Source organism: Gemmiger sp. An120 (assembly GCF_002160955.1).
GTDB classification, from domain to species: domain Bacteria; phylum Bacillota; class Clostridia; order Oscillospirales; family Ruminococcaceae; genus Gemmiger_A; species Gemmiger_A avium.
Genome location: NZ_NFLN01000001.1, coordinates 111,930 through 128,961, shown reverse-complemented (window position 1 = coordinate 128,961; position 17,032 = coordinate 111,930). Strand labels below are relative to the sequence as shown.

Here is a 17,032-nt window from a genome sequence, read left to right as displayed (position 1 = left end):
ATATCGGAGGTATATCACAATGGATAACAGACTGAAATACATCGGCGAGCACCTGGAGGAAATGCTGATCAGCCCGGATGAGAAGTTCCGGTTTCACTGTACGCAGTGCGGCAAGTGCTGCATCAACCGAGAGGATATCCTGCTGAATCCGAAAGATCTCTACAACATCGCGGCTACGCTGTCTATCTCGCAGGAAGAAGCGGTTGAACGGTATTGCGAGACCTATATGGGCGGGACTTCGCGGCTGCCTATCGTGCGGCTCCGGCCGCAGGGCAGCATCAAACGTTGCCCGTTGCTGAAGGATCGAAAGTGCATGGTTCATAAGGCGAAACCCACCGTTTGCGCCATGTATCCTTTGGGCCGTTGCCTTGCAATCTCACAAGATACAATGAGCCGTATTGAAACCGCTGAACTGAAACCGCAGTTTATTCTAAACGATGTGAGCTGTGGGGATTATGCCGAAGAGCATACCGTGCGCGAGTGGCTGGAATCCTTCGGTATCCCCGTTGAGGATCAGTATTACATTCGCTGGCAGCGGGTTGCAATGCTTGCATCGAAGGTAATCAAAGGTGTGGAAGGCAGCTGGACGACCCACGGACTCAATATGTTGTTGACGCTCATCTACAACGTGCTGTATCTTGGGTATGACATGGACAAGGAGTTTGAGCCTCAGTTTGAAGAGCGGGCCGAAGAGCTGCGAACCATTCTGGTCAAGATCGAGTCCGGTATGGGAGGTGCCGAGAATGCAGGATGAACGGAACCAAAACCAGATCATCCGTAAGGATGCCCGGGAGTGTTTTGTAGAGAGCCTGAGCGATGCCTTTCCGATTGGAAGAGCTCACTTCGCTTTTGCTTCCTACGATGTTTCCCGACCTGCAGGCCATCGCCAGACCAACAATATCCAGATCTATATCGGCATGGATGAGATCCTCGAAATCTGTCGAAAACTGGAGTGTGGCGAACTGCGGTATCTCCTCCAAAGCAAGAAGAAAGCGAATGATAAGACGCCCCTCTTTCAGTGGCTTGGCGGGACTTCTGCAGAAAAGCTGCAGAGTTACGGACGTGCCCGGGCAGATGGGAAAAGCCTATCCCGAACAGCACAGCTCCTGCCAGGCGCCAAGGCAGACTTTTTACTCGTGGCTGACAGTGGTCCGGGAGAGACAAATGCCAAGGGCCTGATCGTACCTCGGTTTGGAAACAAACCAGAAAACCATGTTGCCATCAGTATGAGCTTTGAAACGTTCAGCGAGTTGGTGCTGATGACCAGAACACATTTTAATGCTTGGCTTGCAGCGGAATACGTAAAGCGTATATCCGTTACAGCAGCAAACACCGATACAATGGCCGTGTCCTCAGTGGACTCCACAGAGATGGAACAAAAGGCCATGTTCTAATAAGCGCAGCGGCGTCCTTTCTTTTGAAGGGGCGCCGCTGCTCACTTAGAATAGTTTATTGTGAAACCGCAGACGCTCGGAGAGTCTGCGGCTTCTTTTTGTATTGAAATTGTATGCTGCATTTTCTTTATAAAACTATTAAAAGTACATTGCCAAATGAACCGTTTGAGTTGTAAGGTGTATATGTAGGTGAGAGGAGGTGCAGAGTGTGTGATAAATCAGTACATCCAACAATATGGGAAACGCCTCTATGGCCTTTGTCTGACCCTCTGCACCAATAAACTGGAGGCTGACGATTTGTATCAGGACACATGGCTACAGGTAGTCAAAAATTTCTCTCGCTATGATACAAGCCGGGAGTTTGAGCCGTGGCTCACCCAAATATGTGTCAACCTTTATCGGAACGCTTTGCGGCGCCTCTCAAGAAGCCCATTCCTCTCTTTCCGCAGCAATGAAGAGAAGGATTATCTGCTCTGCTCTATACCTGCCCCAGAGCAAAAAACAGATTACAGTCCACTCTACGAGGCAATTGATCACTTGCCGGAAAAGTATCGTCTGGCCGTGATACTCTATTATTTCGACGATATGGACATAACAGCAACCGCGCAGATTTTAAGGATTCCCAACGGTACTGTAAAATCGCGGCTGAACAAAGCCAGAAAACTGCTCAGGGAGGCGCTTGGAAATGAAACAGATTTATGATTTTGAAAAGCGCACGCCTCCGGTTCTCAATGAACAAATGCTCTTGGCAGAACTGGAGCGGCGCAAACTGCGGATTCAGACCACCATCGCAGTTCTGGCAGGATTCCTTTTGATGATTGCTGCTGTGTTGCTGGGATACTCGGCTATCGACTGGTATCCTATTCTCTCACTACTCTGCTTTGGATATATCATCACTGCGGCAACAGGCGGTGGTGTGATCGCCATCGTCTATTCTTGTAAAGGAGGTAAGACAACATGAGTACCATTGCGACTGTCCCCGTAATGATTGTACTAGCCCTCATCATCATCCTGCCATTTATTGTCGGCTTTTTTGTCTATCGTGATGCTAAGCAGCGTGATATGAATGCAATCCTATGGGCATTCGTCGCCGCACTGGCCCCCGCTTTCATCGGCCTTATCGTGTATCTCCTGGTTCGCGGAAACTACATGAACTTCAGATGCCCGCAATGCAGCACGCCGGTTATGGAAAGCTATGTAGTTTGTCCTAAGTGCGGGGCTAAGCTTCGCCCCGCTTGCCCAAACTGCAAGACGCCGGTTGAGCCAGATTGGAAGGTCTGCCCCAAATGCACCACGCCGCTCCCAGAGTACCATGCTGATATCCAGACGCCGGTGCGTCCCAAAGATCGGACCGGTTGGAAGATCCTTCTGGTGATCCTTTTGATTCCGCTGCTGCTGATTTTGTTTGCTGTCTTCGGACTTATGGGGCTGAAAGCTGGCGGTTCCGTCAGTATGCAGGAACTGAGCCGGGACGAATACTACGCCGAGATGGAGAGTCTGTCGCAAGGTGAAGCCATAGAAAAGGTGCAAAAATGGCTGGATGGTCTGAATCAAGAAGGAACTCGTGCTCACGCCCTGCGTTATGACTATTACAACGGTAGCAGCACTGAGTATTATTTCCTCGTCTACGTTCCTGGAGGCGGAGATTCCACTCACTCTGGCTTAGGCCAATCTACGAGTATTTTCGGAACAACATTGAAGTTGGAACTGGAGGAAACCGGCAATGACGGGACACTATTCAGCATCATGTCTACTGCAGAAAAGGTGCCGAATCTGAAGATCACCTTGGGCGGAAAGCGGATTCCCTGTGATGTGGATACCGTTGACTTCAACCCCACTGTGTACTATATTGTTCCTAATTATGATGAACTGGAGCCCGGGGCTACGGATATCTTCATGCCGGAACGCATCTCCGTGGTTCGCATTATTGGAAATTCTAATGTGGGCCATGTGGAAATTCAGAATAACGATCAGGCGCTTGAGATTTTGGATGGTATTGACAGCGCACCCTATCTTGACCTGGAGCATGACATCTATGGAAACCCGGATGGGACCGGTGGCTATGACTTCAAAGATGGTTATGAGATTCGGATTGAGTACCAGACACATGATGAACTGATTAGTCACGCAGATATGATTACCTGTCTGGCATTCGAGCAGGATGGCAGTTACTACCTGATTGACGATCGTCCAGACAATGGCCGCATTATCCGTCAGATTGATGAGACGTTCTACCTCGAATTAGAGTCCCTCTTTGAAGAAACATCTTAATGCTGGTGATATCAAAGGAGGTTCTGTGATGGAATTTGTGCTGAATTTCTTGTTAAATTACATAACCCTCAGCGTGGCTGGCATGGCATTTGTCTTAATCCTGGCCGTATTAATTTGGAAAAGAAAGGTTCTTGCATTCAAAGACAAAAAATGCCTCATGGCGTTACTGGTCATTCTTGTTGTCTACTTTGCATTTATCCTCATCGTAACAATTACATCTGGATCGATCCATCCCACTGGCGGGCCAACTCCTACGAGTCCATAATTTGAACTAAATATGGGCTATCAATAAACAAAGCAGCGACCTTGACTCTGCAAAGTCGCTGCTTTGTTTATTTTGTCGGTTCTGCGCCTATGTGTCTGGCTGTACGATATCCGGGCCGCCCTCGCGGACGGCCGCCTGCCCGAAACCGCTGCCCGCCAGTCCGCCGCCCGCCTGATCGCCCTGGCCAGCGCCCTGCGCGGGGGGTGAGCACCGGACGGCCGTGACTTTGGGAGATTTCTTTCACACGCTGACATTCTTCTGTCTTGTATAGTACGCGGCGCGGGGATTTGTGCACGCCACACAAATCCCCGCGCCGTTTCGGTTTCAGCCCCATCGGCGGATGCGCGCTTTTCTGTGTTGCTTGCAGCGTTGGCGCTGTAAATCCATACCAAATAGAACGCAAACCGGACAGAATCGACAAACCAAATTGACAAAACCGCCGGTACTTTTTACAGTATATTACAGTATAAGTAACCGACAATTCGCGTTTGCCGCCCCCCGGACGGCCGCTATCCCAATCGCAGAAAGCGAGGAAACCATCCATGAACACGCCCCTTCACGGTTTTACCGAAATCCGGCAGGCCCCGCTGCCGGAACTCGACGCCACCCTGCACGAGATGGAACACGCGCAGACTGGCGCGCGGCTGGTCTGGCTGGAGCGGGACGAGGTGAACATGACCTTTGGCATCGCCTTCCCCACCCTGCCAAAAGACGACACCGGCGTCTTTCATATCCTCGAGCACTCGGTGCTCTGCGGGTCGGACCGCTACCCGGTCAAGGAGCCCTTCGTCGAGCTGCTCAAACACTCGATGAACACCTTTTTGAATGCGCTGACCTTCCCGGACAAGACGCTGTACCCCATTTCCAGCCGCAACCCCAAGGACTTTCTGACCCTGATGCGGGTGTATCTTGACGCTGTGTTCCACCCGGCCATCTACCACAACCCCGCCATCTTCCGGCAGGAGGGCTGGCGGTACGAGTTTGACGCCGACGGCCAGCCCCACTACAAAGGCGTCGTGTTCAACGAGATGAAGGGCGCGTTCGCCGATGCGGATGAGCTGGAGACGAACGCCCTCAACCGTGCCCTCTTTCCCGACACGCCCTACCGGTTTGTGTCGGGCGGCGACCCGGCCTGCATTCCAGACCTGACTTACGAACAGTTTTTGGCCGCCCACCGCAAGTTCTACGCGCCCTCCAATGCGCTGATCTTTCTGGACGGCGCCGTGGACCTGGACACCGTGCTGCGGGTGCTGGATGAGGAATATCTGCGCAGTTTTGCGCGCAGCGAGCGCACGGTGTTCCCGCCGCTGCAAGCCCCGGTGGACGGCGGCGTGCAGCGCATCGAGTACGAGGTGGCCAGCGAGGCCGAGGAGCCCGGCCGCACCCGTCTGGGCTACGGCTTTGTGCTGGGCAGCTACGCCGACCGCGAGACGCTGGTGGCCGCCGGGGTGCTGGCCCAGGTGCTGGCCGGCGACAACGAATCCCCGCTGTGCCGGGCAGTTTTGTCCCGCCAGCTGGCCAAGGACCTGATGCTGCGGGTGTATGACAGCGTAGCCCAGCCCTGGCTGCAAATGGAGATCACCGACCTGCACGCCGAGAACGCGGCCGCCGCCGAGCAGGCGGTTCTGGACGAGCTGCGCCGCCTGGCCGAGCAGGGCATCGACCGCGCCAAGCTGGAAGCCGCCCTGGCCCGGCGGGAATTTGAGATGCGGGTGCGGGATTTCGGCCCCTACACGCCGGGCGTGGGCCTGTGTATGCAGACGCTGGAAAGCTGGCTGTACGGCGGCCAGCCGGAAGCGAACCTGCAGGTGGGTGACCTGTTCGACAGCCTGCGCGCCAAGATGCGCGAGGGCTACTTTGAGGACCTGCTGCGGCGCATCTTCCTCCAAAACCCGCACAAGGCCAAGGCGGTGCTGACCCCGAGCCACACCGCCGGCGAGGCCCGCCGCCAGGCCGAGGCTGACCGTCTGGCCCGGGAGGCCGCCGCCTGGACCGAAGCCGACCGAACCGCGCTGCAACAAAAGCAGCAGGAGCTGGACGCCTGGCAGCAGACGCCGGACAGCCCCGAGGCGCTGGCCACGCTGCCCAGCCTGACCTTGGCCGACCTGCCCGCCGCCCCCACCGACCTGCCGCTGGAAACCGTCACCCTGGCGGGGGTTCCGGTACTGCGGCACCGGGTCAAGACGCGGGGCATCGTCTACCTGACCTTCTATTTTGACGCCGACGGTTTGCGCCCCGAACAGATGAGCGAACTCGGGTATCTGTGCCAGTTGCTGGGCCACCTGCCCACCCGGCACTACACGGCGGAACAGCTCAACGACCGCATCCGGCTGACCTGCGGCGAACTGCGGTTCTACGCCACTGCCTATGCGATCCCCGGCGAGACCGGCCGCTGCCATGTCAAACTCTGCCTGAACCTGAGCGCGCTGGAACCCAAGCTGGCCGCGGCGCTGGACCTGGCCGCCGAGGTGCTGACCACCACCGACCTGAGCGCCGAGCCCGCCGCCCGGGACATCCTGCGCCAGCTGCGGACGCAGCGGATGCAGAACTGCATCATGGCCGGGCACAATGTGGGCATTGGCCGGCTGGCGGCGCAGTTCTCGGCTGCCGGCGCGGCGCAGGAATATCTGACCGGGTTTGCGGGCTACCAGTGGGTCAAAGCCCAGGAGGATCATTGGGACTGGGCCGCCCTGCGCCCGGCCTTGCAAAGCCTGCTGGACGCCATCGCCTGCCAGGCCCGGCTGACGCTGGCCGTGACCACCGACCATGACCTGGCCGGGCAGACCGCCGCCCGGCTGGCCGCGGCCCTGCCCGCAGGCGCCGCCGCCCCCGAAGCCACCGCGCTGGCCCCCTGGGGCGCGCGGCGGGAGGGCATCGCCATCCCGGCCGACATCGCTTTTGCCTGCTGCGGCGGCAACGTTCTGGCAGGCGGGCAGCCCTACACCGGCGCCTGGCAGCTGGCATCCAAGCTGCTGGGGCTTGAATACCTGTGGAACGCCGTGCGGGTACAGGGCGGCGCTTACGGCACCGGGCTGGCGGTGCGGGATACCGGCCTGGCGGCCTGCTGGTCCTACCGCGACCCGCGGGGCGTGCAGAGCCTGCAGGCCTATACCCGCTGCGCGGAATTTCTGCGCCAGTTCTGCCGGGAGGGCCGCGATTTGACGGGCCTCATCATCGGCGCAGTGTCGGACAGCGAGCCGCTGCTCTCGCCCCAGGCCCAGGGCACCACCGCCGACACCTGGTACTGGCAGGGCGTGGACTACACCGAGCGCTGCCGCCGCCGCAAAGCGCTGCTTTCCGCCACGCCGGACACACTGCTCGCCCTGGCCGACGCGCTCGAAACGGCATTGCAGGGCGGCGTCTGTGTGGTCGGCGGCCAGCCCCAGTTGGAAGCCTGCGGCCTGGACCACATCGAGAGCGTTTGAAAGGCCACCGAGGAGGATACCATGGAGGACAAAATTTACAGCGAATACTGTGCCATTCTGGCCGAGGAGCTGCAGCCCGCGATGGGCTGCACCGAGCCCATCGCCGTGGCCTACTGTGCCGCGCTGGCCCGCAAGACATTGGGCTGCCTGCCGGAGGATGTGCAGGTGTACGCCAGCGCCAACATCATCAAGAACGTCAAGAGCGTGGTCGTGCCCAACACCGGCGGCCAGCGGGGGCTGACCGTCGCAGCCGCCGCGGGCATTGTGGCGGGTGACGCCGATGCCAAATTGCAGGTGCTGGCCGGCATCACGCCGGAACAGGTGGAACAGATCGCCGGTTATGAAAAGCGGGGCATCGTCCACGTCCATCCCTCGGAGAAAGACTACATTTTTGACATTCAGGTGCGGGTGAACGCCGCCGGGCACACCGCCTTTGCCGAGATCGCCGGCTTCCACACCAACGTCATCCGGCTGGAACAGGACGGCGCCGTGCTGCTCGACCGCCCCTACACCGAGGAAGGCCCCAAGCACGCCACCGACCGCAGCCTTTTGACGGTGGAGCGCATCGTCGAGTTTGCGGACGCCGTTAAGATCGCCGACGTGCAGCCGGTGTTGCAGCGGCAGATCGATTGCAACACCGCCATTGCCCGGGAAGGCCTGCAGGGGCAGTGGGGCGCAAACATCGGGCGGATCTTGCTGGAATCCTACGGCGACTCCACCCACAATCGGGCCAAGGCCTGGGCCGCCGCCGGGTCGGATGCCCGGATGAACGGCTGCGAGCTGCCGGTGGTCATCAACTCGGGCAGCGGCAACCAGGGGCTGACCGCCTCGCTGCCGGTCATCATTTACGCCCGGGCGCTGGGCTCGGCGCAGGAGGAACTTTACCGGGCGCTGGTGGTTTCAAACCTGGTGACCATTCACCTGAAAACCGGCATCGGCAGCCTGTCCGCCTACTGCGGGGCCACCGCCGCCGGGTGCGGTGCCGGGGCCGGGGTGTGCTACCTGCACGGCGGCCGGTACAAGGAGATCGCCCACACCATCGTCAACGCGGTGGCCATCGACTCGGGCATGATCTGCGACGGCGCCAAGGCCAGCTGCGCGGCCAAGATCGCCTCGGCGGTGGAGGCGGGGTTGCTTGGCTGGAAGATGCAGCAGCACCACAGTCAGTTCTACGGCGGCGACGGCATTGTGGTCAAGGGCGTTGAGAACACCATCCGCAATGTGGGCACCCTGGCCAGCGAGGGAATGCGGGAGACCGACCGCACGATCATCCGGCTGATGACCAGCGGGATGTGCTGAGAGGCAAGCCAGCCAAAGCCTCGCCGCCGGCGCCAAACCCAAACGAATAGCAATAACAACCGGCCTGCCGGGAGATCGAGAGATGTCCCCGGCAGGCCGGTTGTTCAAAAGTCAATGTTGGCGTATTTTTCTTTCAGCAGGGTGAGCAGTTCGGGGTATTTGTCGCGGCTGAGCAGGATTTCGCCGTCATAGCCGTCAAACTGGATGGCATAGGTTTTGCTGTTGCCATCCGCCCGGATGAAGGAAACCTTGGACAGGTTGACGATAAAGGACTGGTAACACCGGTAAAAGCCGCACCCCTCCAGCATCTGTTCCAACTGGTTCATCGTGTAGCCCAGCGGGTGGATCTCGGTGCCGGACTGGGTGACGATGCGGTTTTTGCGGTTGCTGCGCTCGACAAACAAAATGTCGATGACCGGCGTGAGCTGGTAGCCGCTGCGCGTTTTGATGAGCAGGCTGCGGTTGGCGGCTTCCCGCTTGGTCTGCTGCAAATCGAACACATAGCGCAGGCGGTTGACCAGCGCCTGCAGCGCCAGCGGGTCGAAGGGCAGCAGCAGGTAGCCGGCGCACTGGCTGCGGTAGGCTTCAAACGCCCACTCTGTGGTGTCGGCGTACATCACGACCTGTATGTCCGGCTGGTTTTGGGCGAGAACCGTGGCCAACCAATCCCCCGTGCTGGTGCGGTTGGGCGGGGCCGGCTGGTGGTTGCAAAATACAACATCCACCTTCTGCTTCTGGAGCAGGGTCACAGCCTCCTCCGAAGTGTCCGCCTCGCCTGCCAGTGTAAACACTTGATACATGCGCAGCAGGTTCCACAGTTGCGCCCTGCGTTTTTGATCGCTTTCGACGAGAAGAGCCCGCATTTTCATCTCTTCACCCCGCTTTTGTTTCACTTTGCCCAAAGGCCATAAACGCATCGGTCAGCGCGTCCACGTCGCCGGTGTAGCCCGTTGTCAGCAGCGCGAACGGGCCGTTGCTGGCCGGGGAGATCAGGCTGCCGCTGTTGAACAGGTCGATGCTGCCCTCAGTTTTCAGGCTTTCATAGGCGGCGTACTCGGCGCTGTCCTTGTCCAGCGCATCCAGGTCCCACCAGTAGAACTCGGCTCCGCTCTCCGAGACGGCCAGCGAGCACAGCCCGTCGCTGGCCAGCGTGAGGCGCTCCCCGCTGATCAGCCCCTTCTCTTCCAAACAGGCAAGAAGGTTGTCCATCGTTTCGTCCCAGACGGGGGCGTCCGGGTCCTCCGCCTGCGCCGCCGGTACGGCGGCGGACGGCGGCACGAAATCCGGCGTGGCGGCCACATAGGCGAGGGTGCCGCCAAAACACAGCACCAGCAGGATCGAGAAGATCACCGTAAAGCGTTTCATTTCGCCGCCTCCTCCCCGGGCAGGGCAAAGCCCTGCTTCGCAAGATAGTCCCGATAGGTGGGGCTGGCCGCCAGCAGTTCGTCGTGGGTGCCGGTGGCTTCCAGCTCGCCGCGGTTCAGCACAACAATCAAGTCAGCATCCATCACCGTGCGCATATCGTGCGCCACCACAAGGATGGTGTGGCCCTTGAGTTCCTCGCGCACCGTGCGGAAGATCGCCGCGTCGCTGCGGTGGTCAAGGCTGGCCCCGGCTTCGTCCATCAGCAGGTAGGTGGGGCGGATGTACAGGGCCCGCGCAATGGCGATTCGCTGCCGCTGCCCGCCGGACAGCAGCGCGCCCGCCGCGCCCACGTCGGTGTCATAGCCGTTTGGCAACTGGCGGATAAAGCCGTCGGCATCGGCCAGGCGGGCCGCCTGCTCGACCCGGCGCTGGTCGGCCGAGCCGGTTTCGCCGTAGGCGATGTTGTCGCGGACCGACCCGGAGAAGAGCGGGTTATTTTGCAGGATATACCCGAACTGCCGCCGCAGTTCGCAGGGCTTCGACTTGTCCACCGGCGTGCTGCCCAGCCAGATACGGCCGCTGTCCGGCGCATAGATGCCCTGGAGGAGTTTGAGCAGGGTGGATTTGCCCGAGCCGTTGTTGCCGATGATGGCCGTCACCTTGCCATGGGGGATCGTGAAGGACAAATCGTGCAGCACCGGCTGCTGGGGAATGTAGCCGAACGAGACGCGCTCCAGCCGGATATCCTGCGCCGTTTGTTTGTCCGGCAGCGGATTGCCGGCCTGGGGGTCCTCCTCCGGGCCGTCCAGCAGCACGCCCACATACTGCAAAGCGCCCTGGGTGCCCTTGAGGGTCTGGTAGTGGGTCAGCACCTCCGCCGTATACTGGTCCACCCGGCCCTTGTAGGTGGAGAAATCGTTGATGCCGGTCTCGGGCATTTTGCCCTGGCGGATCAGATCCGACCCGCACAGCGCGATGACGATGGTGCCGATGGTGTTGTAGAGGGAGTTGGACAGCGTCTGGACCGCCACCATGAAGGCGTAGTAGAGGTCGGCCTTGTACCGCGAATCAATGGCTTTGAGCCCCTCCGCCATCTCCAGGTCCTCCATTGCCTGGGCCTTGACGTGTTTGGCCGCCGAGATATGCTCGGAGAAAAAGGTGGTCATCACGTTCAGGCTGTCGTACCGCCGGAGCATCATCTGGTATTGCAGATGGCCCACAAGTGCAAACACCAGCACCGCGATGGGTAGCAACAGCAGCATGTACAGCGAGAGCGTGCCGTCAAAGCGGTACATCTCCCAGCAGCAGCGGAAAAAGCTGTACAGGGACACAATGGTGTTGAAGGCCATCTGGACCACCAGGCTGGCCTGGGTGATGTCGTTGACCAGGCCGGAGATCAGGGCGGAGGGCTGGCGGCGCTCCACCTCCCGCATGGGCAGGTGGAGGATCTTGCGCCAGAGCAGTTTGCGCGCCCGCAGTGTGACCAGGGCGCTGCCGTACCCGCCGGTCAGGTTGATGAGCATGCTGAGCAGGGCGTTGAAAACGTTCATCAGCGCATAGCCGATGATGACCCCGTTGTACAGCTCACCCTTGTTGATGCGGATCAGATAGTTGGAAACGGCCAGCACGACCTCGGTGTTGGCAAACCCCAGGAGCAGCGAGAGCAAAAACAGCCACCACGGGATCGGGAAGCGGGTGAAAAAGGACAGGTACGCCCCAAAGGAGAACTTGGCTTTCTGCTTGTTTTTCATGCGGAGGCCCCTCCTTTCAGGTCCATCATTTCACGGCAGAACGCGCTTTGCTGCAAAACCGTCTGGCGATCGCCCGCCGCGGTGACCGTCCCGTGTTCCAGCACCAGGATCCAGTCGGCGTTTTGCAGCGTCTGGGCGTCGTGGGCCACATACACCACCGTCTTACCGGCCATCAGGGTGCGGATGCTCTTCCAGACGCAGTCCTTGCCGGCTATGTCCATGGCGGCGGTCGCCTCGTCCAGCAGCAGGATGTCCGACTTCTGCAAAAGTGCCCGCGCTACCGAGAAGCGCTGCCGCTGCCCGCCGGACAGGCTGGCCCCGGCTTCCCCAACCGGTGTGTCGTAGCCTTCCGGCTGCTCCCGCACAAAATCCAGAATGCCCACGGCCTTGCAGACCCGGTCCAGTTCCCGGTCGTCCGGCGTGCGGTCCAAACCATACAGCAGGTTTTGCCGGATGGTGCCGGAATACATCACACTCTCCTGCGTCACATACCCAACGGCCTGGCGGAAACTGTGCAGGGAGATACCGGCAATGTCCTGTCCGCCCACGGCGATGGTCCCCTTCGCCAGCGGGTACAGCCGGTCGATCAGGTTCAGCAGCGTTGTCTTGCCGCTGCCGGAGGGGCCCACAATCGCGGTAATTTTTCCTGCCGGGATCTCGGCGCTCAGGCCGGTAAACAGTGGTTTGTCCCCGTAGGAAAAGCACACGTCCCGCAGCGAGATGTTCCCCCGGAGCACTTCCGCAGCACAGCCCTCGTCCAACGGCTCCTCCCGCTCGTCCATGATTTGGGACACGCGGTCCACAGACCCCTGCGCCCCCTTGAAGTTGGACCAGGAATTGCAGTAGTTGCTGAGGATGTTTGTGAGCTGGATCGCAAACCCATAGTAGGCGATCCACTGGGTCAGGTCCAGTGCGCCGGTGCTGTAAAAGGCGCGGCCCGCCAGGATGATCGCCACACTTTGCAGCGCGCTGGCGATGGCGTTGATCGGCAGCGCCAGGCCGCGCACCCACAGGTCGGTCACCTCGGCCTGGTAGGAGGCTTTCATCCGTGCTTCGCCGGCGACCGCTTCTTTTTCCTCGGTGCCCATCGACTTGATCAGCAGCATATTGTTGGCCCGCTCCGCGATGGCCGCGGTCAGCTGTGCGTTGCGCCGGTTGATCAGGTCCGCCACGCCAAAGCGCATCCGCCCCAGCACAAAGGAGATCAGGATGTTGACGGGCAGCACGATCACCAGCGCCCACATCAGCCGCTGGTCATAGCTGGAAACGCGCCCCAGCATCAGCAGGCTGGAGTACGCCGTGGTAAACACCGGCAAAAGCACCTGCATGATCAGGGTGCTGATGCTGGTCACATCGGTGGTGATGCGGCTGAGCAGTTCCTTGGGGTTGTTGGCCTCATAGAATTGCAGCGGCAGATGCACGACCTTTTTCCATACCATTCGCCGCAGGTTCCGGTCGATCCGCGCCAGGCACAGGTTGCTTGTCAGGCTGGAAATGGAGCCGATCACCAGCGACAGCAGCGTAAAAAACAGGTAGGGCAGCACGACGGCGAAAAGGCCCACCTGGCCGGCGAACAGCGCGGCGCTGTATTCGGTCGTGCTGACACTCACGTTGGCAATGAGGGCCGATACCGCCAGATACCCCACGATCCAGAGATAAGGCAGCCGCGCCTTGCCCAGCATGACAAAAAAGCGCCGAAAACTTCCGTACCGCTTGCGGAACAATGCGTTCTGTTCCATTTGCTCCTCCCTTCCCTTTCCGGCAATGCCCCGGAAAGCAAGCGAGACCCGCCGGTTTTGCGGGCGCGGCGCGCCCGGTGGCCGGGGGCGCCGCAGCCGCGCACAAAACTGGCTGGGTCTCCATTGACTTTACTGTCCTGCCTGCGCCCGGTCAAGCGTTCGGGCGACAGGGGCCGGCGGCGCCGGGTGTGGCTGTGTGAGGGCTGCCGCTTTCATCCTGCACACATCCTTTCCCAGACGACCGGCTTGGTTATTGGCTTTATTTTACCACATTTTTACACGGGAAAACAGCAGCGGTGTCGATTCTGTCCGATTGCGGGTCTATTCTGCCGCTTTCCGCCGCAGGGCTCAGTCATACATGTACCGGGCGATCACGTCCTTGACCTGCTGCGGCTGCATCACACCCACCTGGCTGTGAACCAGCTTGCCGTCCTTGTAAAACTGGACGGTGGGCACCGCCCGGATACCGTACTGTTCGGCCAGGCCGGGGTTCTCGGTGGTGTTGAGTTTGACGATGTTCAAAAATGGGATCTCGGCGTCCAAATCCTCGAGAATGCGGGCAAAGAGCTTGCAGGGCACGCAGGTGGTGCCGTAAAAATCGACGATCACAAAACCGTCTTGGACAAGGCTTTCAAAGTTTTCGCTGTTGGCCTGTTGAATCATAGGGGTGCCTCCTGTTGTGTTTCATGGGGATGGGTCATTCCGCGTCGGGCAGCGGGTTTTTGTCCCGGTACAGCCGGTCCGCGTGGGCGCGCCAGACCTCCTCGGCATGGGCAGCGTACTGGTTGAATGTATAGGTTTCTTTGGGCATGGCGGCCCGGGCCTCCTCCGCGGTGGTATGCCAGGTGGCGGCGTAGTCCTGCAGGAACGCGGCGTAGCCCGCCTCAGTCACGGCAAAGCCGTCGTTTTGGGCGTAATGCTGCCCCAGCAGGCAGCAGCGCAGGCTATCAAAGCAGGTGTCCTGGGTCATGGCCACCAGTTCGGCGTAGCTTTTGACCGGGATGTTCCCGGCAAACTGCTCGGGGGTCATCTGTTCCAGCACCATGCCGCTCTGCCGGGCGATGGCACGGCAGCGGTCCAGCTCCCGCTCCACCGCCTGCTTCCAGTCCGCCTTGCAGAGCACAAACGCGGACCCGTCCAGCACCGCCCGCTTGATCCGGGCGGCCAGCGTCCAGGCGGCCTGCGCGGCGGCTTTGTCCCGCTGCTGCGCCAGCAGGTAGCGCCGGTACCCGGCCACCGTGCGCACCCCCGGCAGCTTGCACGCGGCGGCCATCTCGTCGGTCAGCGCGGGCACAACCCGCTTTTGCACGGCCTGCACGGTCAGGGCGACCTCGCCCTCCGGCAAGGTCGCCGTGCGGGTCTCGCCGGCCTGCATGCCGATGGCCAGGGCTTCCAGCGTTGGATTGTACATCCCGCTGCCCGCCACAAAGCGGATGCTGTCTTTTTGAAAGCGCGGCAGCGCAGAGTGCAGCGAACAGCGGACCATATCGCCGGCAGCCGCCGTGCCGCCCGGCTCCCAGGTCACATACGGGTTGCGGAGCCGGTCCAGCTCTTTTTGCAGAGCGGCCTGGTCGGGCACAAACGCCGGGATGTCCAGAGCCACTTCATGGTAGTCCTTGGCGGCAACAAGTTTGGATTGCATACGTTTCCTCCTATTTTCCCACCGGCAGGGGGATGCGCGCGGCGGTGAACCCCTGGCCCTGCACTTCCCGGACGGCGGCGATGGTCAAAAATGCGCCGGGGTCGATGCGGCGGATGGCCGCCTTGACGCCGTACAGCTTCTTGTTGGGGATGACGCAGAACACCACGCTGCCCGGCGTCCGCCGCAGGCCGGTGTCTGCGTGGAGCATTGTCACGCCGGCCTGCGCCTCGCAAAGCAGGGCTTGCCGGATTTCCTCGTAGTGGTCGGAGATCACCAGCAGCTGAAGCTGGGCGGCGCCTGCCACCATGGTCCGGTTCATCACAAAAGTTTCGATGGCCAGGGCCATCACGCTGAACCAGAGGTTGCGCCCGCCAGCCATCCAGAACGCCATGGCCATCACGCCGTAGTCAGCGGCCATTTTGACCCCCGCTACCGGCAGCCGGATGGTTCGGTGCAGGATCATGGCCAGCGAGTCGCTGCCGCCGGTGGAAGCGCCGGCCCGCAGTGTAACCCCCACGCCGGCCCCCACAAAGCAGGCCCCGCACACCAGGGCCGCGAAGCGGTCGGTTTCGAGCAGGGAAAAGGCGGGCAAACGCTGGCACAGCCCCAGAAACACTGGATAGGCCAGCGACCCGGCCGCTGTGTTGATAGCAAACTCCCGCCCGATGCAGATCCATCCGGCCACCAACAGGCCCAGGTTCAGCACAAAGACGGACACAGCGGTGTCCAGCCCAAACAGTGTGTGGAGGATCAGCCCTACGCCAGTGGCGCCACCCACCGCCAGCCCGGCAGGCAGGTAGACCGCTGCCACCCCGTAGGCCAGCAGCGCATTGCCGGCCAGCACGCCCGCCAGCCGCCCCAGGTAGCCCAGCCAGCCGGGTTTCATCGCGGCTCCTCCTGCGGTTGTGCCAGGAAAGCCAGCGCACTGTGCACCGCCACATTGCCCTCGCCCACTGCCTTGGCGTACTGGTAGGGGCGGCCGGTGCAGTCCCCGGCGGCAAAGCAGCCGGGCAGGTTGGTGCGCTGGGCCCGGTCCACCTGGATATGGCCGTTTTCCATGGCAAGGCCGGATAGGAGCGCCTGCGGGGCCACCGTTTCCCGCAGGCAGAACACGCCCTCCACCGGGAGGGTCGCATCCGCCCAGCGCACCCCGGTCACCCGGTCGTCCCCCTCGATGGTCTGGGGCCGGCCTTTGTGGCAGCCCGGTGTATCGGCCAGACCGCCCGCGTAGGTGCAGAACAGTTCCACATGGCCCGCCACGCTTTGCAAAAAGCGGACGTCCTCCTCCAGGCTCTGGCTTTCGCACACCACCGCGATGTTCCGCCCGCGGTACAGCTCGCCGTCGCAGGTGGCGCAGCAGCTGACCCCCTTGCCCAGCAGCCGGTTTTCGCCGGGGATCTGCCCGCGTGCCGCCACGCCGGTGGCCAGGATCAGGCAGCGCCCTTCATAGAAATCCGGCCCGGCGCAGACAGCATAGTGCCCGCCCATCTCGTAGACCGCCGCCACCCGTGCTTGCTGGATTGGGACGCCAAGATCATCCACCTGCCGCAGAAAAGCGTCCCGCAGCTCCCGGCCGGTCACCCGGGGCAGGCCGGGGTAATTCAGGATACGCTCTGCCTTTTCGACCTTGTCACTGAGCCGACGGCTGCCAAACCAGAGGAACGAAAGCCCCCTGGCCCTGGCGGTCAACGCGGCAGATACCCCGGCCGGGCCGGTGCCCACGATCAGCAAATCCCACATGAACGGCGCCTCCTGTCCATCTTTTATTATGCAGTATACAGGGCCCGCTGCCGCCGCTCAAGGGGGATTGTCTATCTCGTCCGAAATCCGGCTTATTTTGCCGGGGCGAGGCTCAGGGGCCGCCGGCGTTTGAACTTTTTC

The 17,032-nt window shown here is 60.9% G+C and carries 17 protein-coding genes; 9 read left to right on the top strand and 8 right to left on the bottom strand.

From position 1 onward, the window contains the following. Positions 1-19 precede the first annotated feature (19 nt). The 9 genes from B5E65_RS00580 to B5E65_RS00545 all read left to right on the top strand — a co-directional run bounded on the left by B5E65_RS00580 (position 20) and on the right by B5E65_RS00545 (position 8,654). Positions 20-754: a YkgJ family cysteine cluster protein gene (locus B5E65_RS00580; RefSeq protein ID WP_242957443.1), complete on the top strand. Its 735-nt coding sequence runs from the start codon at positions 20-22 to the stop codon at positions 752-754. Further along, positions 744-1,394: a hypothetical protein gene (locus tag B5E65_RS00575; RefSeq protein ID WP_087169838.1), complete on the top strand. Its 651-nt coding sequence runs from the start codon at positions 744-746 to the stop codon at positions 1,392-1,394. The genes B5E65_RS00580 and B5E65_RS00575 overlap by 11 nt, the downstream gene beginning before the upstream one ends. Before the next feature lie 210 nt (positions 1,395-1,604). Then, entirely contained in the window at positions 1,605-2,096 is a 492-nt protein-coding gene (locus tag B5E65_RS00570; RefSeq protein ID WP_087169837.1) for an RNA polymerase sigma factor, read from the top strand. After that, entirely contained in the window at positions 2,080-2,355 is a 276-nt protein-coding gene (locus B5E65_RS00565) for a hypothetical protein (RefSeq protein WP_087169836.1), read from the top strand. Before B5E65_RS00570 ends, B5E65_RS00565 begins: the two co-directional genes overlap by 17 nt. Beyond that, positions 2,352-3,665, top strand: a complete 1,314-nt coding sequence (locus tag B5E65_RS00560) for a zinc ribbon domain-containing protein (RefSeq protein WP_087169835.1) — start codon at positions 2,352-2,354, stop codon at positions 3,663-3,665. The genes B5E65_RS00565 and B5E65_RS00560 overlap by 4 nt, the downstream gene beginning before the upstream one ends. Before the next feature lie 28 nt (positions 3,666-3,693). Continuing rightward, the gene (locus B5E65_RS00555) at positions 3,694-3,930 is read left to right on the top strand and encodes a hypothetical protein (protein ID WP_087169834.1); all 237 of its coding nucleotides are present in this window, start codon (positions 3,694-3,696) and stop codon (positions 3,928-3,930) included. Positions 3,931-3,993: 63 nt separating this feature from the next. After that, complete coding sequence (locus tag B5E65_RS16135; protein WP_158098473.1) at positions 3,994-4,137, top strand: hypothetical protein; 144 nt, start codon at positions 3,994-3,996, stop codon at positions 4,135-4,137. Positions 4,138-4,472: 335 nt separating this feature from the next. Then, positions 4,473-7,355, top strand: a complete 2,883-nt coding sequence (locus B5E65_RS00550; protein ID WP_087169833.1) for an insulinase family protein — start codon at positions 4,473-4,475, stop codon at positions 7,353-7,355. A 21-nt stretch (positions 7,356-7,376) separates the two neighbouring features. Then, positions 7,377-8,654: an L-cysteine desulfidase family protein gene (locus tag B5E65_RS00545; protein WP_087169832.1), complete on the top strand. Its 1,278-nt coding sequence runs from the start codon at positions 7,377-7,379 to the stop codon at positions 8,652-8,654. Positions 8,655-8,758: 104 nt separating this feature from the next. Here B5E65_RS00545 and B5E65_RS00540 read toward each other — a convergent pair whose 3' ends face one another. The 8 genes from B5E65_RS00540 to B5E65_RS00505 form a co-directional block, all read right to left on the bottom strand. Continuing rightward, on the bottom strand, positions 8,759-9,454 hold the full coding sequence (locus B5E65_RS00540; protein ID WP_158098472.1) for a LytR/AlgR family response regulator transcription factor: 696 nt from the start codon (positions 9,452-9,454) through the stop codon (positions 8,759-8,761). Positions 9,455-9,527: 73 nt separating this feature from the next. Then, positions 9,528-10,019 (bottom strand): hypothetical protein, encoded by a 492-nt coding sequence (locus tag B5E65_RS00535; RefSeq protein ID WP_087169830.1) that lies wholly within the window; start codon positions 10,017-10,019, stop codon positions 9,528-9,530. Beyond that, positions 10,016-11,770: an ABC transporter ATP-binding protein gene (locus B5E65_RS00530; protein WP_087169829.1), complete on the bottom strand. Its 1,755-nt coding sequence runs from the start codon at positions 11,768-11,770 to the stop codon at positions 10,016-10,018. The genes B5E65_RS00535 and B5E65_RS00530 overlap by 4 nt, the downstream gene beginning before the upstream one ends. Next, positions 11,767-13,509 carry an ABC transporter ATP-binding protein gene (locus B5E65_RS00525; protein WP_087169828.1) on the bottom strand — a complete coding sequence of 581 codons (1,743 nt, stop codon included), beginning with the start codon at positions 13,507-13,509 and terminating at the stop codon, positions 11,767-11,769. The genes B5E65_RS00530 and B5E65_RS00525 overlap by 4 nt, the downstream gene beginning before the upstream one ends. Positions 13,510-13,857: 348 nt before the next feature. After that, entirely contained in the window at positions 13,858-14,172 is a 315-nt protein-coding gene (locus tag B5E65_RS00520; RefSeq protein ID WP_087169827.1) for a thioredoxin family protein, read from the bottom strand. 34 nt (positions 14,173-14,206) lie between these two features. Beyond that, positions 14,207-15,151 carry a trigger factor gene (locus B5E65_RS00515; protein ID WP_087169826.1) on the bottom strand — a complete coding sequence of 315 codons (945 nt, stop codon included), beginning with the start codon at positions 15,149-15,151 and terminating at the stop codon, positions 14,207-14,209. Positions 15,152-15,161: 10 nt separating this feature from the next. Continuing rightward, positions 15,162-16,037, bottom strand: a complete 876-nt coding sequence (locus B5E65_RS00510) for a YitT family protein (protein WP_087169825.1) — start codon at positions 16,035-16,037, stop codon at positions 15,162-15,164. Beyond that, positions 16,034-16,891, bottom strand: coding sequence for an NAD(P)/FAD-dependent oxidoreductase (locus B5E65_RS00505; RefSeq protein ID WP_087169824.1), 858 nt, complete (start codon positions 16,889-16,891; stop codon positions 16,034-16,036). Before B5E65_RS00505 ends, B5E65_RS00510 begins: the two co-directional genes overlap by 4 nt. Positions 16,892-17,032 lie beyond the last annotated feature (141 nt).